Source organism: Streptomyces sp. NRRL S-646, from assembly GCF_000720765.1.
GTDB lineage: Bacteria > Actinomycetota > Actinomycetes > Streptomycetales > Streptomycetaceae > Streptomyces.
The window spans coordinates 759,990-782,652 of the sequence record NZ_JODC01000003.1 but is presented as its reverse complement, the minus strand read 5'-3'; the positions used below and the strand labels follow the sequence as shown (position 1 = coordinate 782,652).

Genomic DNA, 22,663 nt, shown 5'->3' with positions numbered 1-22,663 from the left:
GCCCGGGCACTAACAGCAAAGATCACCTGGCGCCGATGAGTAAGGCGTACCAGAACCACTCCCAGGAGGACCCCAGTGGCGAAGGCGAAGTTCGAGCGGACTAAGCCGCACGTCAACATCGGCACCATCGGTCACATCGACCACGGTAAGACGACCCTCACGGCCGCCATTACCAAGGTGCTGCACGACGCGTACCCGGACCTGAACGAGGCTTCGGCGTTCGACCAGATCGACAAGGCTCCCGAGGAGCGCCAGCGCGGTATCACCATCTCGATCGCGCACGTCGAGTACCAGACCGAGACGCGTCACTACGCCCACGTCGACTGCCCCGGTCACGCGGACTACATCAAGAACATGATCACCGGTGCTGCCCAGATGGACGGCGCCATCCTCGTGGTCGCCGCCACCGACGGCCCGATGCCGCAGACCAAGGAGCACGTGCTCCTGGCCCGCCAGGTCGGCGTTCCGTACATCGTCGTCGCCCTGAACAAGGCCGACATGGTGGACGACGAGGAGATCCTGGAGCTCGTCGAGCTCGAGGTTCGTGAGCTGCTCTCCGAGTACGAGTTCCCGGGCGACGACGTTCCGGTCGTCAAGGTCTCCGCGCTCAAGGCGCTCGAGGGCGACAAGGAGTGGGGCCAGTCGGTCCTGGACCTGATGGCCGCCGTCGACACCGCGATCCCGGAGCCGGAGCGCGACGTCGACAAGCCCTTCCTGATGCCGATCGAGGACGTCTTCACGATCACCGGTCGCGGTACGGTCGTCACCGGCCGTATCGAGCGTGGTGTCCTGAAGGTCAACGAGACCGTCGACATCATCGGCATCAAGACCGAGAAGACCACCACCACGGTCACCGGCATCGAGATGTTCCGCAAGCTGCTCGACGAGGGCCAGGCCGGTGAGAACGTCGGTCTGCTCCTCCGTGGCATCAAGCGCGAGGACGTCGAGCGCGGCCAGGTCATCATCAAGCCGGGCTCGGTCACCCCGCACACGGAGTTCGAGGCCCAGGCGTACATCCTGTCCAAGGACGAGGGTGGCCGCCACACGCCGTTCTTCAACAACTACCGTCCGCAGTTCTACTTCCGTACGACGGACGTGACCGGCGTCGTGACCCTCCCCGAGGGCACCGAGATGGTCATGCCGGGTGACAACACCGAGATGAAGGTGGAGCTCATCCAGCCCATCGCCATGGAAGAGGGCCTGAAGTTCGCCATCCGTGAGGGTGGCCGGACGGTCGGCGCCGGCCAGGTCACCAAGATCAACAAGTGAGCTTGCTGATCTGACCTGGTAGCTCCAGCGCGAGCTCCTGAAGGGGCCCGTACGACTTCGGTCGTACGGGCCCTTTCGCTTGCCCCGCGCCTGGCCCGCCGCCGGGAGGGGCGACGGTTGCACGGTGAAGTCTCGGAGAACCTTGCGGGACGTCTCGTGGAGAGTTCGACCAACTCCCCGTTTCCGATGCCCCGAATGTTCTTGTCTGCTCACTGTGGGGCGGTTGTGACCCCCTAGCGTGAGGGGTCGGAACAGGCAAGACACAGGGATGGTCGTTGATGTCCACGATGGTCGACCGGCCGACGCAGCAGCTGCGGACGGTGCAGGTACGCCGTCAGGCGGCCCCACTTGGCCGCGAGCGTCCACGCCTGTACGCCATCGACGGCATCCGCCTCGTCGCCGCCCTGATGGTGGCCGTGCACCACTACGTCGGCAGCTGGCGCGTCGACCAGCCGGGCAACGCAGTCTGGGGCCGGCCGGTCTCCGACACCATGCCGACGGTCTTCCACTTCGCCGCCTACGGCTGGATCGGCGTCGAGATCTTCTTCGTGATCAGCGGCTTCGTGATCTGCATGTCCTGCTGGGGGCGCACCCCGCGGGAGTTCTTCGTCTCCCGGGTGATCCGCCTGTACCCGGCGTACTGGTTCGGGATCGCCTTCACCACGGCCATGCTGGTCGTGCTGCCGGGGGTCTGGGACCGGCTGAAGCTGCGCGACATTCTGCTCAACTTCACCATGCTGCAGTCGGGTTCGGGCGTGGCCAACGTCGACCGCGTCTACTGGACGCTCTGGTCGGAGCTGCGCTTCTATCTGCTCTTCCTGGTCGTCGTCGCCACCGGGCTGACGTACCGCAAGGTCGTGATCTTCTGCTGTGTCTGGGGCGCGGCCGCGATGCTCGCCCCGGTGGCGGAGTTCCGCCTCCTGACGCTGGCCGCCAACCCGGAGGGCGCCTGGTTCTTCATCGCGGGCCTCGCCCTCTACCTCATGCACCGCTTCGGCCAGGACCTGCTGCTGTGGGGGATCCTCGGGATGGCGTGGCTGATGGGGCAGCGGCAGCTGGGCCTGAGGATCGACAACACCGAGCATGTCTCCGGATGGCGGGGGAGCATGGTGATCTACACCGTGTTCCTGCTGGCCATGGTCGCGATCGCTCTCGGTGCGACGGATCGCGTGCGGTGGAAGTGGCTGGTCACGGCCGGGAGCCTGACGTATCCGCTGTATTTGATCCACTACGTGGCGGGTACGGCGTTGATCGGGCAGCTCAGGGACACCATGGATCCCCGCTTGCTGGTTGCCCTTGTGATCGGCGGGTTTCTGGTGCTGAGTTGGTTTGTGCATCGGGTGGTGGAGCGGCCTGCGGTGCGGGTGTTGAAGCGGGGGCTGGATACGTCGTTTGCGCGGTTGAGGCACGCCGGCGCGTAGCGCTCTGCGGGTGGTGCCGCGATGGGGCGTCTTTTGTCCGCGGGTGCGTTGTGGCTGGTCGCGCCCACGCGGCGGAGCCGCAGATCGATCAGCCCCGCGCCCCTTGAGGGGGCTGTCGAACCGCAGCGGAAATTGCGCACCCTGCTCAGCGATCCAGGTCGCTCACCGCTCGGTCGAAAGCCGAGTCAACGTTGTCGGCGAACTCCTCCTTGGTGAAGACCGGCTCGGTGATGTGCGGTGGGATGCCCGTGCCGTCGAAGGTGTGGCCCGTGCGGGTCAGGAACTCCTCGTTGGGGAGCCAGGCGGTCATGCCGTTCGGGAGCTTGCGGGACATGACGTCGGAGAAGACGCCCTGTGTGGGTTGTCCGATGCGGATCGTCCTGCCGGGGCGGTCCATGAGGGCCTGGGTGAAGGTCTCTCCCGCGCTGACCGTGGAGCCGCCGGTCAGGACGGCGACGGGGCCGGTGTAGCCGGGCGCGTGGGCGGGGAGCACCGGTATCGGCTCGGGGCGGGTGTGCCGGGTCGGGTCGGCCGGGTCGTTGCGGGCGCGCTTGGCGTAGGCGACGTAGGGCCGGTCGGTCAGTCGCCCGGCGAGGTGGATGCCGAGGGCGTCGGAGCCGCCGCCGTTGATGCGCAGGTCGATGATCAGGCCCGGCAGGCGCCGGGTGCGCTCCGCGGTGAGGACGGTGTCGAGCGCCCTGTCGAGCTCGGCCAGGTTGGCGGCGTACGAACCGTGGTCGGCGGTTGTGTACCCGCCGAAGCCGGAGACGCGCAGGTATCCGGGGCCACCGTCGGGCAGGTCGGCGTAGGTGATGCGGCCGGCGGCGAAGTCCCGCCGGAAGGGGGCCCGAGCGAGATCGCGCTCGACGATGAACTTCTTGACCCTGGCGTCCAGCTGCTCCGAGGGCACCTCGGTGCCGGGGCGGCCCTGGGCGAAGACGCGGTCGCCGTCCTGTACGGCGACATGGGCGTCGTGGAGCGGGGCGACCATCCGGCTGAAGACGTCGAAGAGCTCCGAGCGGGTCGTGTCCTTGTGGATCAGCGGGCGGTAGCGGTCGCGTACGGCGTGCCAGTCGATGCCCTTGGCGGCGAAGAACGGGTAGTTCTCCTCGAAGGACCGCCAGAAGACGTCGAAGGCGGTACGGGGGTCCGTGGGCGTCGGCCCGGTGCACTTCGCGGGCAGTGCCGCTATCCGCCGCAGCTGCCGATGGCCCACCGAACTGTCCGCGGACAGCCGGGCGTGATCGTGGTCGCGACCGAGGCGCACGGTCAGCACGGTGCCGTCCGCCGTGTACGTTCCCGGGCCGGTCTGCCGCGCGGAGTCGCCCTTGAGGCAGCTCACCGCGGTGGTCTGGTACTCCTGGTAGACCCCGTGGCCGAGGGCGAGGACGGTGCCGTAGCCGTCCATGCGCCACAGGCCGTCCGTAACGGCTCGGCCGGCGTCGGCCACGGCGGCCGGTGCGGCTCCCGCCGCCAGGGTCAGGATGACGGCGGTGGCCGTGACGATGCGCACGAGTGGTCCCTCCGGTGGCTGCAGGCTGTGCCACCACCGTGGCCCGGGCGGCTTCCCCCGGACCATCCGGCAGGCCGGTGTATCGGGGTGGGGGAAGCCCCAGGGGAGTCAGAAGCCCCTGGTCACGGCGTCACCACCTTGCCGCCGAAGGTCACGGAGAGGGAGCCGTTCGAGGCGAAGGACCAGCCGAGCGCGCCCGAGTACGACGAGCAGCGCGAGCCGTTCGTGCCCGTCCAGAACTGGTTGGAGCTGTCGGCGTCACCGACGGTCTTGTCGTTCGAACCGCTCACGCCGAAGCGGCACGAGGTGTTCGTCCGGAACACGGACGTTCCCTTGTCGAACGAGAAGTTGCGCTCGGCGTTGTCGACGCCGACGTTGTTCGAGATCGCCATCGTGCCGGGGTTGCTGTTGTACGTGAACCCGTGGTGACCGTTGCGGTAGGCGATGCTGTGCCGGACGACGTGGTTCACGGCGATGTCGTCGCCGCCCAGCTTGTATCCGTTGCGGTCGCCGTTCGCGTTCTGCGTGCCGTCGGTCAGGGTTCCGTTGCCGTAGGAGAGCGAGTACTCGATGGTCACCGGGCCGATCGCGCCCGTGTCGGTCTTGGTGTACAGGTCCCAGCCGTCGTCGATGTTGTTGTGGGACACGTCGTAGCGGAAGACGTTTCCGGTGCCGGTGGTCAGCTTTGCCGCGAAACCGTCCGCGTTCTCGCCGCCGGAGTCCTCGTTGTCGTGCGACTCCGAGCTCACGATCAGGTTGTTCGACGGCCACTGGCTGCTCGGGGTGCTGGAGGAGATCCGGCCCAGCTGCAGACCGGTGTCGCGGTTGTACGCCGTCACCGTGCGCTCGATGACGTTGTTGCTGCCGCCGACGTAGATCCCGTTGTCACCGGCGTGTTCGACCGTGAGGCCGTAGACGTGCCAGTAGTTGGCGTTCAGCTGGAGCCCACGGTTCGACGAACTCTCGCTCTGCGCCGAGAAGTTGAGCACCGGGGTCTCGCCCGGGTAGGCGGACAGGGTGGTGCGGGCGCTCGAGGTGCCGTTGCTGCCGGCCGGGATCGTGATCGTCGACGAGTAGTTGTACGTCCCGCCGCGCAGATAGATGGTGCCGCCGGATGCGATGCGGCTGATCGCGGTGGCGAGCGTCGTCGGGGCGGACTGCGTGCCGGCCGCGCCGGCGGTGCCGCTCGGGGACACGTACTGCGTGGTGCTCGCGGCCTGCGCCGGGGTGCCGGACAGCGCGACGAGCGCGCCGGACAGCAGGCTGACACACGCGATGACGGGTCTCACTTGCATGGTGGTGCCTCCGGGTTCGTCCGTGACCAGGGGTGCCGTGCAAGGGAAAGCGCTTTCCGTACTGCCGATTGGGAACGTAAGTGCTTGCTATGGACGCGTCAATAGTTAGGTGCTTGATTCTTATTCACGGACATGAACGCGAGCGAGCGGCTGTCCGGGGCTCGTCCGGCGAGCGTCGAGGGTGCGGGTTTGACCTACGTCACCCTGGGGGTATTCTCTCCGGCTCGATTGGCCAGGCCCCTGCCCCGTATGGCAGACTGTCGGAGTTGCTCGGTCGAGTGTTGATGCTGCGCGCCTCCCGCCGGGGGGACCGGAAGCGAGTCCCACAGTACTCGTCGCCCTAACTGCCGTAAGGCAGCACTGGGGCGGACGTACGGGAATCTTCCGGGAAGTGTCAGTGCGGCACTGGCCAGGCACCCGGGTAGACCTCTTTCCCAGGCAAGGGATGTCCGAACAAGGGACATCTGTGTCAGCGGAAGCGCGACACGCCCGACCGCGTGGGTCGGCGAGTGAGCGTACGGAGGACCGGGTTCCAGAGCGTGAAGAGACAAAGGACTACTGAGTAGCCATGGCGGGACAGAAGATCCGCATCCGGCTCAAGGCCTACGACCACGAGGTCATCGACTCCTCGGCGAAGAAGATCGTCGAGACGGTGACTCGCACTGGTGCGTCGGTCGCGGGCCCGGTGCCGCTGCCCACTGAGAAGAACGTGTACTGCGTCATCAAGTCGCCGCACAAGTACAAGGACTCGCGCGAGCACTTCGAGATGCGCACGCACAAGCGCCTGATCGACATCCTCGACCCGACGCCCAAGACCGTTGACTCTCTGATGCGACTCGACCTCCCGGCCGGTGTCGACATCGAGATCAAGCTCTGAGGGTCGGTGATCTGAGAATGGCTAAGCAGATCAAGGGCATCCTGGGCGAGAAGCTCGGCATGACGCAGGTGTGGGACGAGAACAACCGCGTTGTTCCGGTCACCGTCGTCAAGGCCGGCCCCAACGTCGTCACCCAGGTCCGTACGAACGACGCCGACGGCTACGAGTCCGTCCAGATCGCGTTCGGCGAGATCGACCCGCGCAAGGTGAACAAGCCCCTCAAGGGCCACTTCGCCAAGGCCGACGTCACTCCCCGCCGCCACCTCGTCGAGATCCGTACCGCTGACGCCAGCGAGTACACCCTCGGCCAGGAGATCACCGCCGAGGTGTTCGAGGCCGGCATCAAGGTCGACGTGACCGGCAAGAGCAAGGGCAAGGGCTTCGCCGGTGTCATGAAGCGTCACAACTTCAAGGGCCTCGGCGCCGGACACGGCACCCAGCGCAAGCACCGCTCTCCCGGTTCCATCGGTGGCTGCGCCACCCCGGGCCGTGTGTTCAAGGGCCTCCGCATGGCGGGTCGTATGGGCAATGAGCGGGTCACCACCCAGAACCTGACCGTCCACGCCGTTGACGCGGAGAAGGGTCTGCTGCTCATCAAGGGCGCGGTTCCCGGTCCGAACGGCGGCCTCGTCCTGGTCCGCACCGCGGCCAAGGGGGCCTGAGGTACCGATGAGCACTGTTGACATCCTTTCGCCTGCCGGCGAGAAGACCGGTAGCGTCGAGCTCCCCGCGGAGATCTTCGGCGTGGAGAAGGTCAGTATCCCGCTGATCCACCAGGTCGTCGTCGCGCAGAACGCGGCTGCCCGTCAGGGCACGCACAAGACCAAGACCCGCGGCGAGGTTCGTGGTGGCGGTAAGAAGCCTTACCGTCAGAAGGGCACCGGCCGTGCGCGCCAGGGCTCTACCCGCGCGCCCCAGTTCGCCGGCGGTGGCGTCGTCCACGGCCCGCAGCCGCGTGACTACTCGCAGCGGACCCCGAAGAAGATGAAGGCTGCCGCTCTGCGTCACGCCCTCACCGACCGGGCCCGCCACAACCGCATCCACGTCGTCACCGGCGTGATCGAGGGCGAGACCCCGTCCACGAAGGCCGCCAAGACGCTGTTCGGCAAGATCTCGGAGCGCAAGAACCTGCTCCTGGTCGTCGACCGCGCCGACGAGGCCGCGTGGCTGTCCGCCCGCAACCTGCCCCAGGTGCACATCCTGGAGCCGGGCCAGCTGAACACGTACGACGTGATCGTCTCGGACGACGTGGTCTTCACCCAGGCCGCTCTCGAGTCCTTCGTCGCCGGCCCGAAGGCCAACGACACCGAAGGGAGCGAGGCCTGATGGCTACGCGTCACCCGAGCATTGCCTCCAAGGCTGCGAAGGCCGCCAAGGCCGCGCGCGTCGCCAAGGCGCGCCGCCACGAGGCCGAGGGCAAGAACACGGTCGAGACCCCGCTGAGCAAGTCGTACACGGACCCCCGTGACGTCCTGCTGAAGCCGGTCGTCTCCGAGAAGAGCTACGCGCTTCTCGACGAGAACAAGTACACGTTCATCGTCGACCCGAGCGCCAACAAGACCCAGATCAAGCAGGCCGTCCAGGCGGTCTTCTCGGTCAAGGTCACCGGGGTCAACACGATCAACCGCATCGGCAAGCGCAAGCGGACCCGCACCGGCTTCGGCCAGCGTGCGGCCACCAAGCGCGCGATCGTGACCCTCGCCGAGGGCGACCGTATCGACATCTTCGGCGGTCCGACCGCGTAAGCGGGTCGGATCGTCCGATATCGGACGAGGACTGAGAAATGGGAATCCGCAAGTACAAGCCGACTACGCCGGGCCGTCGTGGCTCCAGCGTCGCCGACTTCGTCGAGGTCACGCGGTCCACGCCGGAGAAGTCGCTGGTCCGCCCGCTGCACAGCAAGGGCGGCCGTAACAACGCCGGTCGTGTGACCGTTCGCCACCAGGGTGGCGGACACAAGCGCGCCTACCGAGTGATCGACTTCCGTCGTCACGACAAGGACGGCGTGCCGGCGAAGGTCGCGCACATCGAGTACGACCCCAACCGCACCGCGCGCATCGCGCTGCTCCACTACGCGGACGGCGAGAAGCGCTACATCCTGGCGCCGAAGGGCCTGACCCAGGGCGACCGGATCGAGAACGGCCCCGGCGCCGACATCAAGCCCGGCAACAACCTGGCGCTGCGCAACATCCCGGTCGGTACGACGATCCACTCCGTGGAGCTTCGTCCGGGCGGCGGCGCCAAGTTCGCCCGCTCCGCCGGTGCCTCCGTACAGCTGCTCGCGAAGGAGGGCTCGCTCGCCCACCTCCGCATGCCGTCCGGTGAGATCCGCCTGGTCGACCAGCGCTGCCGCGCCACGGTCGGCGAGGTCGGCAACGCCGAGCAGAGCAACATCAACTGGGGCAAGGCCGGCCGCAAGCGCTGGCTGGGCGTCCGCCCGACCGTTCGCGGTGTGGCGATGAACCCGGTTGACCACCCGCACGGTGGTGGTGAGGGCAAGACCTCCGGTGGTCGCCACCCGGTCAGCCCCTGGGGTCAGAAGGAAGGTCGTACTCGTTCGCCCAAGAAGGCGTCGAACAAGTACATCGTCCGCCGCCGCAAGACGAACAAGAAGCGCTAGGAGCGGGTTTAGATGCCGCGCAGTCTCAAGAAGGGGCCCTTCGTCGACGAGCACCTCGCCAAGAAGGTGGATGCTCAGAACGAAGCTGGTTCCAAGAACGTCATCAAGACCTGGTCCCGTCGCTCGATGATCGTCCCGGCCATGCTCGGCCACACGATCGCGGTGCACAACGGCAAGACCCACATCCCGGTGTTCGTCACCGAGTCGATGGTCGGCCACAAGCTCGGCGAGTTCTCGCCGACGCGCACCTTCCGGGGCCACGTCAAGGACGACCGGAAGTCGAAGCGCCGCTAGTAGCGGATCGCATTCAGACACGTAAGTAACTGAGAGGGACAACCATGGAAGCCAGGGCCCAGGCGCGGTACATCCGCGTTACGCCCATGAAGGCCCGCCGCGTGGTGGACCTTATCCGTGGCATGGATGCCACGGAGGCTCAGGCTGTTCTGCGATTCGCTCCGCAGGCAGCCTCCGTGCCCGTCGGCAAGGTGCTCGACAGCGCCATTGCCAACGCCGCGCACAACTACGACCACACCGACGCCGACAGCCTCTTCATCTCCGAGGCGTACGTCGACGAGGGCCCGACCCTGAAGCGGTTCCGGCCGCGCGCCCAGGGCCGTGCCTACCGGATCCGCAAGCGGACCAGCCACATCACCGTGGTCGTCAGCAGCAAGGAAGGAACCCGGTAATGGGCCAGAAGGTTAACCCGCATGGGTTCCGGCTCGGTGTCACCACGGACTTCAAGTCCCGGTGGTACGCCGACAAGCTGTACAAGGACTACGTCAAGGAAGACGTCGCCATCCGTCGGATGATGACGTCCGGCATGGAGCGCGCCGGTATCTCGAAGGTTGAGATCGAGCGCACCCGTGACCGCGTGCGTGTGGACATCCACACCGCTCGTCCGGGCATCGTCATCGGCCGCCGTGGCGCCGAGGCCGACCGCATCCGCGGTGACCTCGAGAAGCTCACGGGCAAGCAGGTCCAGCTGAACATCCTCGAGGTCAAGAACCCCGAGACCGACGCTCAGCTGGTTGCGCAGGCCGTTGCCGAGCAGCTCTCCTCCCGCGTCTCCTTCCGCCGTGCCATGCGCAAGAGCATGCAGTCGGCGATGAAGGCCGGCGCCAAGGGCATCAAGATCCAGTGCGGTGGCCGCCTCGGCGGCGCCGAGATGTCCCGCTCGGAGTTCTACCGCGAGGGCCGTGTGCCCCTGCACACGCTCCGCGCGAACGTGGACTACGGCTTCTTCGAGGCCAAGACGACCTTCGGCCGCATCGGTGTGAAGGTCTGGATCTACAAGGGCGACGTCAAGAACATCGCCGAGGTCCGCGCCGAGAACGCTGCCGCCCGTGCGGGTAACCGCCCGGCTCGCGGTGGCGGCTCCGACCGCCCGGCCCGTGGTGGCCGCGGTGGCGAGCGGCGCGGTCGCAAGCCGCAGCAGGCTGCCGGCGCCGAGGCCCCCAAGGCCGAGGCCCCCGCCGCCGCTCCGGCTGAGAGCACCGGAACGGAGGCCTGACCGACATGCTGATCCCCCGTAGGGTCAAGCACCGCAAGCAGCACCACCCGAAGCGCTCCGGCGCTGCCAAGGGTGGCACGCAGGTTGCGTTCGGCGAGTACGGCATCCAGGCGCTCACCCCGGCGTACGTGACGAACCGCCAGATCGAGGCCGCTCGTATCGCCATGACGCGTCACATCAAGCGTGGTGGCAAGGTCTGGATCAACATCTACCCGGACCGTCCCCTCACCAAGAAGCCTGCCGAGACCCGCATGGGTTCCGGTAAGGGTTCTCCGGAGTGGTGGATCGCCAACGTCAAGCCCGGACGCGTGATGTTCGAGCTGTCGTACCCCAACGAGAAGATTGCGCGTGAGGCCCTCACTCGTGCCGCTCACAAGCTGCCGATGAAGTGCCGGATCGTCAAGCGCGAGGCAGGTGAAGCGTGATGTCGGCCGGTACCAAGGCGTCCGAGCTGCGCGAGCTGGGCAACGAGGAGCTTCTGGCGAAGCTCCGCGAGTCCAAGGAAGAGCTGTTCAATCTCCGCTTCCAGGCGGCGACTGGTCAGCTCGAGAACCACGGCCGTCTGAAGGCGGTCCGCAAGGACATCGCGCGGATCTACACCCTGATGCGCGAGCGTGAGCTGGGCATCGAAACGGTGGAGAACGCCTGATGAGCGAGAGCAATGTGACTGAAGAGCAGACGACCGCACGTGGCGCCCGCAAGACCCGTGAGGGTCTCGTCGTCAGCGACAAGATGGACAAGACCGTCGTCGTCGCTGTCGAGGACCGCGTGAAGCACGCGCTGTACGGCAAGGTCATCCGCCGTACGAACAAGCTCAAGGCGCACGACGAGCAGAACGCCGCGGGTGTCGGCGACCGTGTCCTCCTCGCGGAGACCCGGCCGCTGTCCGCGACGAAGCGCTGGCGCGTCGTCGAGATCCTCGAGAAGGCGAAGTAGTCAAGCGGGGGTTCGCCCCCGCTGCCCCTCGCTGGGGGCTCTGCCACCCAGGCCTTCGGGCCTGGCCGCGGTGAAGCCCCCGGCGCGGGTCGCCGCCTTCAAGAGGCGTAAGTAATTCCTGCGGGAGCTACTCGCAGGACGGTTCCGCCAGGCTCTCCGGTGCATCCCCCGGAGGGAACCGGCAGACAAACAGGAGATAGACGTGATCCAGCAGGAGTCGCGACTGCGTGTCGCCGACAACACTGGTGCGAAGGAGATCCTTTGCATCCGTGTGCTCGGTGGCTCCGGTCGCCGCTACGCGGGCATCGGTGACGTCATCGTCGCCACCGTCAAGGACGCGATCCCCGGTGGCAACGTGAAGAAGGGTGACGTCGTCAAGGCGGTCATCGTTCGCACCGTCAAGGAGCGCCGCCGTCCGGACGGCTCGTACATCCGCTTCGACGAGAACGCCGCCGTCATTCTGAAGAACGACGGTGACCCTCGCGGCACCCGCATCTTCGGCCCGGTCGGGCGTGAGCTGCGCGAGAAGAAGTTCATGAAGATCATCTCGCTGGCTCCGGAGGTGCTGTAAGCATGAAGATCAAGAAGGGCGACCTGGTTCAGGTCATCACCGGCAAGGACAAGGGCAAGCAGGGCAAGGTCATTGCCGCTTACCCGCGCGAGGAGCGCGTCCTGGTCGAGGGTGTCAACCGGGTCAAGAAGCACACCAAGGCCGGCCCGACCGCCAGCGGTTCGCAGGCCGGCGGCATCGTCACGACCGAGGCGCCGATCCACGTCTCCAACGTCCAGCTGGTCGTTGAGAAGGACGGCAACAAGGTCGTCACGCGTGTCGGTTACCGCTTCGACGACGAGGGCAACAAGATCCGCGTTGCCAAGCGGACGGGTGAGGACATCTGATGGCTACCACCACCACTCCGCGTCTCAAGACGAAGTACCGCGAGGAGATCGCGGGCAAGCTGCGTGACGAGTTCAAGTACGAGAACGTCATGCAGATCCCCGGCCTCGTCAAGATCGTGGTCAACATGGGTGTGGGCGACGCCGCCCGCGACTCCAAGCTGATCGACGGCGCGATTCGCGACCTCACCACGATCACCGGTCAGAAGCCGGCCGTCACCAAGGCCCGCAAGTCCATCGCGCAGTTCAAGCTGCGTGAGGGTCAGCCGATCGGTGCCCACGTCACGCTCCGTGGCGACCGCATGTGGGAGTTCCTGGACCGCACCCTGTCGCTCGCGCTGCCGCGCATCCGCGACTTCCGTGGTCTGTCCCCCAAGCAGTTCGACGGCCGTGGCAACTACACCTTCGGTCTCACGGAGCAGGTCATGTTCCACGAGATCGACCAGGACAAGATCGACCGCGTCCGGGGTATGGACATCACCGTGGTGACCACGGCGACCAACGACGCTGAGGGCCGTGCGCTCCTTCGTCACCTCGGCTTCCCCTTCAAGGAGGCGTGAGCGAGATGGCGAAGAAGGCTCTGATCGCGAAGGCTGCTCGCAAGCCCAAGTTCGGCGTGCGTGGCTACACGCGCTGCCAGCGCTGCGGCCGTCCCCACTCCGTGTACCGCAAGTTCGGCCTGTGCCGCGTGTGCCTTCGTGAGATGGCTCACCGTGGCGAGCTGCCGGGCGTGACCAAGAGCTCCTGGTAATCCCCTACTTGGGGATACCTGAAGCTCTCGGTAAGCAAAGGGTTTGGTCAGGGGCCCACCCCTCCATGGCTTAGGCTAGGAGGGTTGGGCGCCCTGACGCCCGTACGACTTACTACGCCGTAGGTCCACCGCACCGCACCCGCCTCGTCTCGGATCGAGGAGAGGGATGGGCACCTGGAAACCCCGGCGAGAGAGGCCGAAGGCCAATTCATGACCATGACTGATCCGATCGCAGACATGCTTACGCGTCTGCGGAACGCGAACTCGGCATACCACGACTCCGTGTCGATGCCGGCATCGAAGATCAAGTCGCACATCGCGGAGATCCTCCAGCAGGAGGGCTTCATCACGGGCTGGAAGGTCGAGGACGCCGAGGTCGGCAAGAACCTCGTTCTCGAGCTGAAGTTCGGCCCGAACCGTGAGCGCTCCATCGCGGGCATCAAGCGGATCTCCAAGCCCGGTCTCCGGGTGTACGCGAAGTCCACCAACCTGCCGAAGGTGCTCGGCGGCCTCGGCGTGGCGATCATCTCCACGTCGCACGGGCTCCTCACCGACAAGCAGGCCGGCAAGAAGGGCGTGGGTGGGGAAGTCCTCGCCTACGTCTGGTAGCGGAAGGGAACGGAGGAAACAGCTATGTCGCGTATTGGCAAGCTCCCCATCACGGTTCCCGCCGGCGTGGACGTCACCATCGACGGCCAGACGGTCTCGGTCAAGGGCCCCAAGGGCTCGCTGACCCACACCGTCGTGGCGCCGATCGAGATCGCCAAGGGTGAGGACGGCGTTCTGAACGTCACCCGCCCCAACGACGAGCGTCAGAGCAAGGCCCTGCACGGCCTGTCCCGCACGCTGGTGGCGAACATGATCACCGGCGTGACCCAGGGTTACGTGAAGAAGCTCGAGATCAGCGGTGTCGGTTACCGCGTGACCGCCAAGGGTTCGAACCTCGAGTTCGCTCTCGGCTACAGCCACCCGATCACCGTCGAGGCCCCCGAGGGCATCACCTTCAAGGTGGAGGCCCCCACCCGGTTCTCGGTCGAGGGCATCGACAAGCAGAAGGTCGGCGAGGTTGCGGCCAACATCCGCAAGCTGCGCAAGCCCGACCCGTACAAGGCCAAGGGCGTCAAGTACGAGGGCGAAGTCATCCGCCGCAAGGTCGGAAAGGCGGGTAAGTAAGCCATGGCATACGGACAGAAGATCCTCAAGGGCGACGCCTACAAGCGCGCCGCGATCAAGCGCCGCCACATCCGGATCCGTAAGAACATCAACGGAACGGCGGAGCGTCCGCGTCTGGTCGTTACCCGCTCGAACCGCCACATCGTGGCCCAGGTGATCGACGACATCAAGGGTCACACCCTTGCGTCGGCGTCCACCCTGGACACCTCGATCCGCGGTGGCGAGGGCGACAAGTCCGCGCAGGCCAAGCAGGTCGGCGCCCTGGTCGCCGAGCGCGCCAAGGCCGCCGGTGTCGAGGCTGTCGTGTTCGACCGTGGTGGCAACCAGTACGCCGGGCGCATCGCTGCCCTGGCGGACGCCGCCCGCGAAGCCGGGCTCAAGTTCTGAGCCGCTCGTAGCTAGCGGAAAGAGAGAGGTAATCCAATGGCTGGACCCCAGCGCCGCGGTGGCGGTGCCGGTGGCGGCGAGCGGCGGGACCGTAAGGGTCGTGACGGTGGCGCAGCCGCCGCCGAGAAGACTGCTTACGTTGAGCGTGTCGTCGCGATCAACCGTGTCGCCAAGGTTGTGAAGGGTGGTCGTCGCTTCAGCTTCACCGCGCTGGTCGTGGTGGGCGACGGTGACGGCACCGTGGGTGTCGGTTACGGCAAGGCCAAGGAGGTGCCGGCCGCCATCGCCAAGGGTGTTGAGGAGGCCAAGAAGCACTTCTTCAAGGTCCCCCGTATCCAGGGCACCATCCCGCACCCCATCCAGGGTGAGAAGGCTGCCGGCGTCGTGCTCCTGAAGCCCGCGTCGCCCGGTACCGGTGTTATCGCCGGTGGTCCGGTGCGTGCCGTGCTCGAGTGCGCCGGTATCCACGACGTGCTGTCGAAGTCGCTCGGCTCCGACAACGCGATCAACATCGTGCACGCGACCGTGGAGGCCCTGAAGGGTCTGCAGCGTCCCGAGGAGATCGCGGCCCGCCGCGGTCTGCCGCTCGAGGACGTCGCTCCCGCGGCTCTGCTGCGTGCGCGTGCCGGGGCGGGTGCGTAATCATGGCGCAGCTCAAGATTACGCAGGTCAAGTCCTACATCGGCAGCAAGCAGAACCACCGTGACACCCTGCGTTCCCTTGGTCTCAAGGGCATCAACACGCAGGTCGTCAAGGAGGACCGCCCCGAGTTCCGCGGCATGGTGCACACCGTCCGCCACCTCGTGACGGTCGAGGAGGTCGACTGATCATGGCGGAGAACAACCCGCTCAAGATCCACAACCTCCGTCCCGCCCCGGGCGCCAAGACCGCCAAGACCCGTGTGGGTCGTGGTGAGGCGTCGAAGGGTAAGACGGCCGGTCGTGGTACCAAGGGTACGAAGGCTCGTTACCAGGTTCCGGAGCGCTTCGAGGGTGGCCAGATGCCCCTCCACATGCGTCTCCCGAAGCTGAAGGGCTTCAAGAACCCGTTCAAGACCGAGTTCCAGGTCGTGAACCTCGACAAGCTGGCCGCGCTCTACCCCGAGGGTGGCGAGGTCACCGTCGAGGGTCTGGTGGCCAAGGGTGCCGTTCGCAAGAACAGCCTCGTCAAGGTCCTCGGCCAGGGCGAGATCTCCGTGGCGCTGCAGGTGACGGTCGACGCCGTCTCCGGCTCCGCCAAGGAGAAGATCACCGCCGCAGGCGGCACCGTCACCGAGCTCGTCTGAATTTCTCGGACGTCTCGATGACGTAAGCAGTCCCGACCGGGGATACCTCACAATGGGGTATCCCCGGTCGGTCGTTCCAAGGGGAGCCGTGCCGCCGGTAAGGTAGCCTGCACTGTTCTTTTTTGTATCCGTCGAACCTCAAGACCGTCACCCTTGACGCAGTTGCGCGGGGGTCGCAGGAGGCACCGTGCTCACCGCGTTCGCCCGGGCGTTCAGGACGCCCGACCTGCGCAAGAAACTGCTCTTCACGCTCGCCATCATCGTGGTGTACCGGATCGGTACGCACATCCCGATCCCGGGCGTCGACTACAAGAACGTCCAGCAGTGCATGGACGTGGCCAGCTCGAACCGCGGCCTGTTCAGCCTGATCAACATGTTCAGCGGCGGCGCGCTGCTGCAGATCACGATCTTCGCGCTCGGCATCATGCCGTACATCACGGCGAGCATCATCCTGCAGCTGCTGACGGTGGTGATCCCGCGCCTCGAAGCCCTCAAGAAGGAGGGCCAGGCCGGCACGGCGAAGATCACGCAGTACACCCGGTATCTGACGGTGGCGCTTGCCATCCTCCAGGGCACCGGTCTGGTCGCCACCGCCCGCAGTGGTGCGCTGTTCTCCGGCTGCCCGGTGGCCAGCCAGATCGTTCCGGACCAGTCGATCTTCACCACCATCACCATGGTCGTCACCATGACCGCCGGTACCGGCGTCGTCATGTGGCTCGGTGAGCTCATCACCGACCGCGGCATCGGCAACGGCATGTCGATCCTGATGTTCATCTCGATCGCCGCGACCTTCCCGAGCGCGCTGTGGGCGATCAAGCTGCAGGGCAAGCTCGCCGGCGGCTGGATCGAGTTCGGCACCGTGATCGCCGTGGGTCTGGTGATGGTCGGTCTGGTGGTCTTCGTCGAGCAGGCCCAGCGACGGATCCCCGTGCAGTACGCGAAGCGCATGATCGGACGCAGGTCGTACGGTGGTACGTCCACGTACATCCCGCTGAAGGTCAACCAGGCGGGTGTCATCCCCGTGATCTTCGCCTCGTCGCTGCTCTACATCCCGAGCCTGATCGCCCAGTTCTCGGGCGGCAACTCCGGCTGGAAGACGTGGGTCCAGAACAACCTGACCAAGGGTGACCACCCGGTTTATGTCGCCACGTACTTCTTGCTGATCGTTTTCTTCGCGTTCTTCTACGTGGCGATCTCCTTCAACCCCGAGGAAGTCGCCGACAACATGAAGAAGTATGGTGGCTTCATCCCGGGCATCCGGGCTGGCCGACCGACCGCTGAGTACCTCAGCTACGTACTCAACCGGATCACCTGGCCGGGTTCGCTGTATCTGGGTCTGATCGCTCTCGTACCGACGATGGCGTTGGTTGGCTTCGGGGCAAGCCAGAACTTCCCGTTCGGTGGTACCAGCATCCTGATCATCGTGGGTGTTGGCCTCGAAACGGTGAAGCAGATTGAGAGCCAGCTTCAGCAGCGCAATTACGAAGGGTTCCTCCGCTGATGCGAATCGTCCTCGTCGGGCCGCCGGGTGCAGGGAAGGGCACGCAGGCCACTCGCCTCGCCGACAAGCTGCGCGTCCCGCACATCTCCACGGGCGACCTGTTCCGCGCCAACATCAGCCAGCAGACGGAGCTCGGGAAACTCGCGAAGTCCTACATGGACGCCGGCAATCTCGTCCCCGACGAGGTCACCATCGCGATGGCCAAGGACCGCATGGAGCAGGCCGACGCGGAGAACGGCTTCCTGCTCGACGGTTTTCCGCGCAATGTCTCGCAGGCCGAGGCGCTGGACGAGCTCCTCAAGACCGAGGGCATCAAGCTGGACGCGGTACTCGACCTCGAGGTCCCCGAGGAAGAGGTCGTCAAGCGGATCGCCGGCCGGCGCATCTGCCGCAACGACTCGGCGCACGTGTTCCACGTGACGTACAGCCCCGCCAAGAAGGAAGGCGTCTGCGACGTCTGCGGCGGCGAGCTGTACCAGCGTGACGACGACTCCGAGGACACCGTCCGCACGCGGCTCGAGGTCTACCACACGCAGACCGAGCCGATCATCGACTACTACAAGTCGCAGGGCCTGGTCGTCACGATCTCGTCCCTCGGCCCGGTGGGCGAGGTAACGCAGCGGGCGCTGGAAGCCCTCAAGCGCGAGGACGACGGCAAGTAGCCGTCAGCCCAGTTACGGCCGTGGCACCCGACGGGGCGTCACGGCCGTACTGTTGTGTAGGTAACCGGTTGACGTGAGTGACGGAGAGCGCAGGCCATCCATGGTGCAGATCAAGACCCCCGAGCAGATCGCCAAGATGCGTGAGGCGGGGCTGGTCGTCGCCGCCATCCACGCGGCCACTCGTGAGGCCGCGGTGCCAGGGGCCACCACCAAGGACCTGGACCAGGTCGCGCGCAAGGTGCTCGCCGAGCACGACGCCAAGCCGAACTTCCTCGGCTACGGCGGCTTTCCGGCCACCATCTGCACCTCGGTCAACGAGGTCGTCGTCCACGGCATCCCGTCCGACGACGTCGTCCTGAAGGACGGCGACATCATCTCCATCGACTGCGGCGCGATCATCGACGGCTGGCACGGCGACGCGGCGTACACCGCCTTCGTCGGCTCCGGCCACGACCCGGAGCTGATCGAGCTCTCCCGGGTGACGGAAGAGTCCATGTGGGCCGGCATCGCGGCGATGAAGCAGGGCAACCGGCTGGTGGATGTGTCGAGGGCCATCGAGACGTACATCCGCCGTCAGCCGAAGCCGGGCGGCGGCAAGTACGGGATCATCGAGGACTACGGCGGCCACGGCATCGGCACCGAGATGCACATGGACCCGCATCTGCTGAACTACGTCGAGAAGCGCCGCGGGAAGGGACCGAAGCTGGTCCCGGGCTTCTGCCTGGCGATCGAGCCGATGGTGTCCCTCGGTACGCCGAAGACGGAGGTTCTCTCCGACGACTGGACCGTCATCACGATCGACGGCACGTGGTCGTCCCACTGGGAGCACTCGGTGGCCTTGACGGAGGCCGGTCCTCTGGTGCTCACGGCTCCCGACGGCGGTAAGGCGAAGCTGGCCGAGTACGGCATCGTGGCTGCTCCGGACCCGCTGGCGTAACGCCTGCGGTGGGTGGGGCATGCGCGCCGTACGCGGCTGCGGGTCCGGCTGTGGCCACCCGTTCCGCCCTGGGGGCACCTCCCAGGCCCTTGAGGCACTGGGGGAGGAACGACTGCCCACAGCCTGTACGTGGCTTAACGATCTCCAGTGCGGGGCATCCTTCCTCGATTCGTCTTTCGGGATGCGCTGACGTAGACTGACTCGTCGGCTCTCGTGTACCCGCATGTCCGCATGCACCCGTAAGGGAAACGCACGGAGTCGATCAAGGTAGTCGATTCGAAGGGCGAAGCGTGGCCAAGAAGCAAGGTGCCATCGAGATCGAGGGCACTGTCGTCGAGTCTCTTCCGAACGCCATGTTCAAGGTCGAGCTCCAGAACGGCCACCAGGTCCTGGCACACATCAGCGGCAAGATGCGTATGCACTACATCCGCATCCTCCCTGACGACCGGGTCGTGGTGGAGCTGTCTCCGTACGACCTGACGCGTGGCCGGATCGTCTACCGCTACAAGTAGATCTTGCCCGCATCCCGCTTCGGCGGGGTGGTGGCACTGACCCGGAGAACCTCAATCCCATGAAGGTCAAGCCGAGCGTCAAGAAGATCTGCGACAAGTGCAGGGTGATCCGCCGTCACGGTCGGGTCATGGTCATCTGCGAGAACCCGCGCCACAAGCAGCGCCAGGGCTGACGCACGATCGACCGATCCCTCTGCATCGACATCGCAGAGATTCGCGCGACGCGAGCTGAATATGTTCATACGCAGGACCCAAGCCGACACGGCTTGACACCCCCGGTTCGGAGGCCGGGGACTCGGTTCGTACCTCGTACGGCGGCCGGGAACCGGTTCTGCGGAAGACCTCCGAAGATCACCAGGAGCCATTGAAGTGGCACGCGTTTCCGGTGTTGACATCCCGCGCGAAAAGCGCGTGGAGGTCGCCCTCACCTACGTGTTCGGCATCGGCCGGACCCTTTCGCAGCAGACGCTGGCGGAGACGGGCATCGACCCGAACACCCGTGTTCGTGACCTGAGCGAAGAGCAGCTCGTCGCGATCCGCGAGTACGTCGACAACAACATCAAGACCGAGGGTGACCTCCGTCGCGAGATCCAGGCCGACATCCGCCGCAAGGTCGAGATCGGCTGCTACCAGGGTCTCCGTCACCGTCGCGGTCTGCCCGTCCGCGGTCAGCGCACCAGCACCAACGCCCGTACCCGCAAGGGTCCGCGTCGCGCCATCGCCGGCAAGAAGAAGCCGGGCAAGAAGTAGTCCTCAGCGGACAACGCTTCATCAGCGGTCTTCGCTGTAGGACCGACCACCTCCCCGTAGGAGTTTGTAGATGCCCCCCAAGGGTCGTCAGGGCGCTGCCAAGAAGGTGCGCCGCAAGGAAAAGAAGAACGTCGCTCACGGCCACGCGCACATCAAGAGCACGTTCAACAACACGATCGTCTCGATCACGGACCCCTCGGGCAACGTGATCTCCTGGGCCTCCGCCGGCCACGTCGGCTTCAAGGGCTCGCGCAAGTCCACCCCCTTCGCCGCGCAGATGGCCGCCGAGTCGGCCGCCCGCCGCGCGCAGGAGCACGGCATGCGCAAGGTCGACGTCTTCGTGAAGGGCCCGGGCTCCGGTCGCGAGACCGCGATCCGCTCCCTCCAGGCCACGGGCCTCGAGGTCGGCTCCATCCAGGACGTCACCCCCACCCCGCACAACGGCTGCCGTCCGCCGAAGCGTCGTCGCGTCTGACGCGTCGCCTTCGCAGGCAGTGGTTTCGGGCGGTACGGCTCTGTAAGGGTCGTATCGCCCGTACCCTTGTAGTACCTCAGGGCGTCAAATAGCGGGCGCCCCTGACAGAAGGAACGCAACATGCTGATCGCTCAGCGTCCCTCGTTGACCGAAGAGGTCGTCGACGAGTTCCGCTCCCGGTTCGTGATCGAGCCGCTGGAGCCGGGCTTCGGCTACACCCTCGGCAACTCCCTGCGTCGTACGCTCCTCTCCTCGATCCCGGGTGCGGCGGTCACGTCCATCCGCATCGACGGCGTTCTGCACGAGTTCACCACCGTGCCGGGCGTCAAGGAGGACGTCACCGACCTGATCCTCAACATCAAGCAGCTGGTCGTCTCCTCGGAGCACGACGAGCCGGTCGTGATGTACCTGCGCAAGCAGGGTCCGGGTCTCGTCACCGCCGCCGACATCGCGCCCCCGGCCGGTGTCGAGGTGCACAACCCCGACCTCGTCCTCGCCACGCTCAACGGCAAGGGCAAGCTGGAGATGGAGCTGACGGTCGAGCGCGGCCGCGGTTACGTCTCCGCCGTGCAGAACAAGCAGGTGGGCCAGGAGATCGGCCGTATCCCGGTCGACTCCATCTACAGCCCCGTGCTGAAGGTCACGTACAAGGTCGAGGCGACCCGTGTCGAGCAGCGCACCGACTTCGACAAGCTGATCGTCGACGTCGAGACCAAGCAGGCGATGCGTCCGCGTGACGCCATGGCCTCCGCCGGTAAGACCCTGGTCGAGCTGTTCGGTCTCGCCCGCGAGCTGAACATCGACGCCGAGGGCATCGACATGGGCCCGTCCCCGACGGACGCCGCCCTCGCCGCTGATCTGGCGCTGCCGATCGAGGAGCTGGAGCTCACCGTTCGGTCGTACAACTGCCTCAAGCGTGAGGGCATCCACTCCGTGGGTGAGCTCGTGGCGCGCTCCGAGGCCGACCTCCTGGACATCCGCAACTTCGGTGCGAAGTCCATCGACGAGGTCAAGGCGAAGCTGGCCGGCATGGGCCTGGCCCTGAAGGACAGCCCGCCCGGATTCGACCCGACCGCCGCCGCCGACGCCTTCGGCGCCGACGACGACGCGGACGCGGGTTTCGTGGAGACCGAGCAGTACTGATCGGTCTTTGCCGGTGAGCATCCGCTCATCGGGTTCCTGACCCCGGTACCTGATACGGCCGGGGCAGACACACAGGAGAAGAACAATGCCGAAGCCCACCAAGGGTGCCCGTCTGGGCGGCAGCGCCGCGCACGAGAAGCTGCTCCTCGCGAACCTCGCGAAGTCGCTGTTCGAGCACGGCCGTATCACCACCACCGAGGCGAAGGCCCGCCGTCTGCGGCCGTACGCCGAGCGTCTGGTGACCAAGGCGAAGAAGGGCGACCTTCACAACCGCCGCCAGGTGCTGCAGGTCATCACGGACAAGAGCGTCGTCCACACGCTCTTCACCGAGATCGGCCCGCGCTACGAGAACCGTCCGGGTGGCTACACCCGCATCACCAAGATCGGTAACCGCCGTGGCGACAACGCGCCCATGGCTGTCATCGAGCTGGTCGAGGCGCTGACGGTTGCGCAGCAGGCGACGGGTGAGGCCGAGGCCGCCACCAAGCGTGCCGCCAAGGACGCCGAGGCTGCGGCTCCGGTCGAGGACGCCAAGGTCGACACGACCAAGGCCGACGAGGCTGAGGACGCTGCCGAGGAGTCGAAGGACGCGTAAGCGTTCTGCCGGGGGCTGTGCATCGGCGGCTGCGAGTTCGTTGTGGCTGGTCGCGCACACGCGGCGTTAGCCGCAAATCCGACACAGTCCCGCGCCCCTTCAGGGCGTTGGCGGGCCCGTTCCTTTCGAGGAGCGGGCCCGCTTTGGTGTTCTTGAG

At 66.2% G+C, this 22,663-nt stretch carries 34 protein-coding genes; 32 read left to right on the top strand and 2 right to left on the bottom strand.

The genetic code is table 11. The features are described 5' to 3' along the window. Positions 1-75: 75 nt before the first annotated feature. Positions 76-1,269, top strand: a complete 1,194-nt coding sequence (gene tuf, locus IH68_RS0108020) for an elongation factor Tu (protein WP_030930538.1) — start codon at positions 76-78, stop codon at positions 1,267-1,269. 278 nt (positions 1,270-1,547) lie between these two features. Further along, on the top strand, positions 1,548-2,690 hold the full coding sequence (locus IH68_RS0108015) for an acyltransferase family protein (RefSeq protein ID WP_037884606.1): 1,143 nt from the start codon (positions 1,548-1,550) through the stop codon (positions 2,688-2,690). 145 nt (positions 2,691-2,835) lie between these two features. On the opposite strand, the gene IH68_RS0108010 is transcribed toward IH68_RS0108015, so the two are convergent. Then, a complete protein-coding gene (locus IH68_RS0108010; RefSeq protein WP_030930531.1) occupies positions 2,836-4,203 on the bottom strand; it encodes a S41 family peptidase in 1,368 nt (455 codons plus the stop codon). 122 nt (positions 4,204-4,325) lie between these two features. Further along, the gene (locus IH68_RS0108005) at positions 4,326-5,498 is read right to left on the bottom strand and encodes a right-handed parallel beta-helix repeat-containing protein (protein WP_030930528.1); all 1,173 of its coding nucleotides are present in this window, start codon (positions 5,496-5,498) and stop codon (positions 4,326-4,328) included. 568 nt (positions 5,499-6,066) lie between these two features. Between IH68_RS0108005 and rpsJ the strand changes: the two genes are divergently transcribed. From rpsJ to rplQ, 30 genes are all read left to right on the top strand, one after another. Beyond that, positions 6,067-6,375: a 30S ribosomal protein S10 gene (gene rpsJ, locus IH68_RS0108000; protein ID WP_003948644.1), complete on the top strand. Its 309-nt coding sequence runs from the start codon at positions 6,067-6,069 to the stop codon at positions 6,373-6,375. Positions 6,376-6,392: 17 nt separating this feature from the next. Beyond that, positions 6,393-7,037 carry a 50S ribosomal protein L3 gene (gene rplC / locus IH68_RS0107995; protein ID WP_007384065.1) on the top strand — a complete coding sequence of 215 codons (645 nt, stop codon included), beginning with the start codon at positions 6,393-6,395 and terminating at the stop codon, positions 7,035-7,037. A 7-nt stretch (positions 7,038-7,044) separates the two neighbouring features. Then, positions 7,045-7,701 (top strand): 50S ribosomal protein L4, encoded by a 657-nt coding sequence (gene rplD, locus IH68_RS0107990; protein WP_030930525.1) that lies wholly within the window; start codon positions 7,045-7,047, stop codon positions 7,699-7,701. Further along, on the top strand, positions 7,701-8,120 hold the full coding sequence (gene rplW, locus IH68_RS0107985; protein ID WP_030930522.1) for a 50S ribosomal protein L23: 420 nt from the start codon (positions 7,701-7,703) through the stop codon (positions 8,118-8,120). Before rplD ends, rplW begins: the two co-directional genes overlap by 1 nt. A 38-nt stretch (positions 8,121-8,158) precedes the next feature. After that, entirely contained in the window at positions 8,159-8,995 is an 837-nt protein-coding gene (rplB, locus tag IH68_RS0107980) for a 50S ribosomal protein L2 (protein WP_030930519.1), read from the top strand. A 12-nt stretch (positions 8,996-9,007) separates the two neighbouring features. Continuing rightward, positions 9,008-9,289 carry a 30S ribosomal protein S19 gene (rpsS, locus tag IH68_RS0107975; protein ID WP_030930516.1) on the top strand — a complete coding sequence of 94 codons (282 nt, stop codon included), beginning with the start codon at positions 9,008-9,010 and terminating at the stop codon, positions 9,287-9,289. 44 nt (positions 9,290-9,333) lie between these two features. After that, positions 9,334-9,681 (top strand): 50S ribosomal protein L22, encoded by a 348-nt coding sequence (gene rplV / locus IH68_RS0107970; protein WP_003974262.1) that lies wholly within the window; start codon positions 9,334-9,336, stop codon positions 9,679-9,681. Beyond that, positions 9,681-10,505: a 30S ribosomal protein S3 gene (gene rpsC / locus IH68_RS0107965; protein ID WP_030930513.1), complete on the top strand. Its 825-nt coding sequence runs from the start codon at positions 9,681-9,683 to the stop codon at positions 10,503-10,505. The genes rplV and rpsC overlap by 1 nt, the downstream gene beginning before the upstream one ends. Positions 10,506-10,510: 5 nt before the next feature. Next, positions 10,511-10,930, top strand: coding sequence for a 50S ribosomal protein L16 (rplP, locus tag IH68_RS0107960; protein WP_009327094.1), 420 nt, complete (start codon positions 10,511-10,513; stop codon positions 10,928-10,930). Next, positions 10,930-11,154 (top strand): 50S ribosomal protein L29, encoded by a 225-nt coding sequence (rpmC, locus tag IH68_RS0107955; RefSeq protein WP_030930505.1) that lies wholly within the window; start codon positions 10,930-10,932, stop codon positions 11,152-11,154. The genes rplP and rpmC overlap by 1 nt, the downstream gene beginning before the upstream one ends. Continuing rightward, on the top strand, positions 11,154-11,441 hold the full coding sequence (gene rpsQ / locus IH68_RS0107950) for a 30S ribosomal protein S17 (protein WP_030930500.1): 288 nt from the start codon (positions 11,154-11,156) through the stop codon (positions 11,439-11,441). The genes rpmC and rpsQ overlap by 1 nt, the downstream gene beginning before the upstream one ends. A 202-nt stretch (positions 11,442-11,643) precedes the next feature. Continuing rightward, on the top strand, positions 11,644-12,012 hold the full coding sequence (gene rplN / locus IH68_RS0107945) for a 50S ribosomal protein L14 (protein ID WP_003998823.1): 369 nt from the start codon (positions 11,644-11,646) through the stop codon (positions 12,010-12,012). A gap of 2 nt (positions 12,013-12,014) precedes the next feature. Continuing rightward, complete coding sequence (gene rplX / locus IH68_RS0107940; protein ID WP_030930498.1) at positions 12,015-12,338, top strand: 50S ribosomal protein L24; 324 nt, start codon at positions 12,015-12,017, stop codon at positions 12,336-12,338. Then, on the top strand, positions 12,338-12,895 hold the full coding sequence (gene rplE, locus IH68_RS0107935) for a 50S ribosomal protein L5 (RefSeq protein ID WP_030930495.1): 558 nt from the start codon (positions 12,338-12,340) through the stop codon (positions 12,893-12,895). Before rplX ends, rplE begins: the two co-directional genes overlap by 1 nt. A gap of 5 nt (positions 12,896-12,900) precedes the next feature. Continuing rightward, positions 12,901-13,086 (top strand): type Z 30S ribosomal protein S14, encoded by a 186-nt coding sequence (locus IH68_RS0107930; protein WP_003948630.1) that lies wholly within the window; start codon positions 12,901-12,903, stop codon positions 13,084-13,086. 210 nt (positions 13,087-13,296) lie between these two features. Next, positions 13,297-13,695 (top strand): 30S ribosomal protein S8, encoded by a 399-nt coding sequence (gene rpsH / locus IH68_RS0107925; protein ID WP_030930492.1) that lies wholly within the window; start codon positions 13,297-13,299, stop codon positions 13,693-13,695. A gap of 24 nt (positions 13,696-13,719) precedes the next feature. Beyond that, a complete protein-coding gene (gene rplF / locus IH68_RS0107920; protein WP_030930490.1) occupies positions 13,720-14,259 on the top strand; it encodes a 50S ribosomal protein L6 in 540 nt (179 codons plus the stop codon). Positions 14,260-14,262: 3 nt separating this feature from the next. Continuing rightward, the gene (gene rplR, locus IH68_RS0107915; RefSeq protein ID WP_030930487.1) at positions 14,263-14,646 is read left to right on the top strand and encodes a 50S ribosomal protein L18; all 384 of its coding nucleotides are present in this window, start codon (positions 14,263-14,265) and stop codon (positions 14,644-14,646) included. A 36-nt stretch (positions 14,647-14,682) separates the two neighbouring features. Continuing rightward, a complete protein-coding gene (gene rpsE / locus IH68_RS0107910; RefSeq protein ID WP_009190144.1) occupies positions 14,683-15,288 on the top strand; it encodes a 30S ribosomal protein S5 in 606 nt (201 codons plus the stop codon). A 2-nt stretch (positions 15,289-15,290) separates the two neighbouring features. After that, entirely contained in the window at positions 15,291-15,473 is a 183-nt protein-coding gene (rpmD, locus tag IH68_RS0107905) for a 50S ribosomal protein L30 (protein ID WP_003974250.1), read from the top strand. Between the two features lie 2 nt (positions 15,474-15,475). Further along, complete coding sequence (gene rplO, locus IH68_RS0107900) at positions 15,476-15,931, top strand: 50S ribosomal protein L15 (RefSeq protein WP_003974249.1); 456 nt, start codon at positions 15,476-15,478, stop codon at positions 15,929-15,931. Between the two features lie 187 nt (positions 15,932-16,118). Continuing rightward, positions 16,119-17,432 carry a preprotein translocase subunit SecY gene (gene secY, locus IH68_RS0107895; protein ID WP_030930483.1) on the top strand — a complete coding sequence of 438 codons (1,314 nt, stop codon included), beginning with the start codon at positions 16,119-16,121 and terminating at the stop codon, positions 17,430-17,432. Beyond that, positions 17,432-18,094 (top strand): adenylate kinase, encoded by a 663-nt coding sequence (locus IH68_RS0107890; RefSeq protein ID WP_030930481.1) that lies wholly within the window; start codon positions 17,432-17,434, stop codon positions 18,092-18,094. Before secY ends, IH68_RS0107890 begins: the two co-directional genes overlap by 1 nt. Positions 18,095-18,194: 100 nt before the next feature. Beyond that, positions 18,195-19,031 (top strand): type I methionyl aminopeptidase, encoded by an 837-nt coding sequence (map, locus tag IH68_RS0107885; RefSeq protein ID WP_030930478.1) that lies wholly within the window; start codon positions 18,195-18,197, stop codon positions 19,029-19,031. 290 nt (positions 19,032-19,321) lie between these two features. Then, positions 19,322-19,543: a translation initiation factor IF-1 gene (infA, locus tag IH68_RS0107880; RefSeq protein WP_003948620.1), complete on the top strand. Its 222-nt coding sequence runs from the start codon at positions 19,322-19,324 to the stop codon at positions 19,541-19,543. 59 nt (positions 19,544-19,602) lie between these two features. Next, positions 19,603-19,716, top strand: a complete 114-nt coding sequence (rpmJ, locus tag IH68_RS0107875; RefSeq protein ID WP_003998809.1) for a 50S ribosomal protein L36 — start codon at positions 19,603-19,605, stop codon at positions 19,714-19,716. Positions 19,717-19,912: 196 nt separating this feature from the next. Then, a complete protein-coding gene (gene rpsM, locus IH68_RS0107870; RefSeq protein ID WP_020135802.1) occupies positions 19,913-20,293 on the top strand; it encodes a 30S ribosomal protein S13 in 381 nt (126 codons plus the stop codon). A 70-nt stretch (positions 20,294-20,363) separates the two neighbouring features. Further along, entirely contained in the window at positions 20,364-20,768 is a 405-nt protein-coding gene (gene rpsK / locus IH68_RS0107865) for a 30S ribosomal protein S11 (protein WP_003956432.1), read from the top strand. Positions 20,769-20,888: 120 nt separating this feature from the next. Beyond that, positions 20,889-21,911, top strand: a complete 1,023-nt coding sequence (locus tag IH68_RS0107860; RefSeq protein ID WP_003966937.1) for a DNA-directed RNA polymerase subunit alpha — start codon at positions 20,889-20,891, stop codon at positions 21,909-21,911. 85 nt (positions 21,912-21,996) lie between these two features. Next, positions 21,997-22,506, top strand: a complete 510-nt coding sequence (gene rplQ, locus IH68_RS0107855) for a 50S ribosomal protein L17 (protein WP_030930467.1) — start codon at positions 21,997-21,999, stop codon at positions 22,504-22,506. Positions 22,507-22,663: the final 157 nt, after the last annotated feature.

Coding starts and splice junctions, on each gene's coding strand:
- rpsE (WP_009190144.1), top strand. CDS start 14,683: ATGGCTGGACCCCAGCGCCGCGGTGGCGGTGCCGGTGGCGGCGAGCGG.
- IH68_RS0107890 (WP_030930481.1), top strand. CDS start 17,432: ATGCGAATCGTCCTCGTCGGGCCGCCGGGTGCAGGGAAGGGCACGCAG.
- rpsC (WP_030930513.1), top strand. CDS start 9,681: ATGGGCCAGAAGGTTAACCCGCATGGGTTCCGGCTCGGTGTCACCACG.
- rpmD (WP_003974250.1), top strand. CDS start 15,291: ATGGCGCAGCTCAAGATTACGCAGGTCAAGTCCTACATCGGCAGCAAG.
- rplF (WP_030930490.1), top strand. CDS start 13,720: ATGTCGCGTATTGGCAAGCTCCCCATCACGGTTCCCGCCGGCGTGGAC.
- rpsQ (WP_030930500.1), top strand. CDS start 11,154: ATGAGCGAGAGCAATGTGACTGAAGAGCAGACGACCGCACGTGGCGCC.
- IH68_RS0108015 (WP_037884606.1), top strand. CDS start 1,548: ATGTCCACGATGGTCGACCGGCCGACGCAGCAGCTGCGGACGGTGCAG.
- rpmC (WP_030930505.1), top strand. CDS start 10,930: ATGTCGGCCGGTACCAAGGCGTCCGAGCTGCGCGAGCTGGGCAACGAG.
- rplX (WP_030930498.1), top strand. CDS start 12,015: ATGAAGATCAAGAAGGGCGACCTGGTTCAGGTCATCACCGGCAAGGAC.
- rpsH (WP_030930492.1), top strand. CDS start 13,297: ATGACCATGACTGATCCGATCGCAGACATGCTTACGCGTCTGCGGAAC.
- rpsJ (WP_003948644.1), top strand. CDS start 6,067: ATGGCGGGACAGAAGATCCGCATCCGGCTCAAGGCCTACGACCACGAG.
- IH68_RS0107930 (WP_003948630.1), top strand. CDS start 12,901: ATGGCGAAGAAGGCTCTGATCGCGAAGGCTGCTCGCAAGCCCAAGTTC.
- rplB (WP_030930519.1), top strand. CDS start 8,159: ATGGGAATCCGCAAGTACAAGCCGACTACGCCGGGCCGTCGTGGCTCC.
- rplW (WP_030930522.1), top strand. CDS start 7,701: ATGGCTACGCGTCACCCGAGCATTGCCTCCAAGGCTGCGAAGGCCGCC.
- rplD (WP_030930525.1), top strand. CDS start 7,045: ATGAGCACTGTTGACATCCTTTCGCCTGCCGGCGAGAAGACCGGTAGC.
- rplR (WP_030930487.1), top strand. CDS start 14,263: ATGGCATACGGACAGAAGATCCTCAAGGGCGACGCCTACAAGCGCGCC.
- rplO (WP_003974249.1), top strand. CDS start 15,476: ATGGCGGAGAACAACCCGCTCAAGATCCACAACCTCCGTCCCGCCCCG.
- rpsS (WP_030930516.1), top strand. CDS start 9,008: ATGCCGCGCAGTCTCAAGAAGGGGCCCTTCGTCGACGAGCACCTCGCC.
- rplC (WP_007384065.1), top strand. CDS start 6,393: ATGGCTAAGCAGATCAAGGGCATCCTGGGCGAGAAGCTCGGCATGACG.
- rplP (WP_009327094.1), top strand. CDS start 10,511: ATGCTGATCCCCCGTAGGGTCAAGCACCGCAAGCAGCACCACCCGAAG.
- IH68_RS0107860 (WP_003966937.1), top strand. CDS start 20,889: ATGCTGATCGCTCAGCGTCCCTCGTTGACCGAAGAGGTCGTCGACGAG.
- map (WP_030930478.1), top strand. CDS start 18,195: ATGGTGCAGATCAAGACCCCCGAGCAGATCGCCAAGATGCGTGAGGCG.
- rpsK (WP_003956432.1), top strand. CDS start 20,364: ATGCCCCCCAAGGGTCGTCAGGGCGCTGCCAAGAAGGTGCGCCGCAAG.
- rplE (WP_030930495.1), top strand. CDS start 12,338: ATGGCTACCACCACCACTCCGCGTCTCAAGACGAAGTACCGCGAGGAG.
- rplV (WP_003974262.1), top strand. CDS start 9,334: ATGGAAGCCAGGGCCCAGGCGCGGTACATCCGCGTTACGCCCATGAAG.
- IH68_RS0108005 (WP_030930528.1), bottom strand. CDS start 5,498: ATGCAAGTGAGACCCGTCATCGCGTGTGTCAGCCTGCTGTCCGGCGCG.
- rplQ (WP_030930467.1), top strand. CDS start 21,997: ATGCCGAAGCCCACCAAGGGTGCCCGTCTGGGCGGCAGCGCCGCGCAC.
- rpmJ (WP_003998809.1), top strand. CDS start 19,603: ATGAAGGTCAAGCCGAGCGTCAAGAAGATCTGCGACAAGTGCAGGGTG.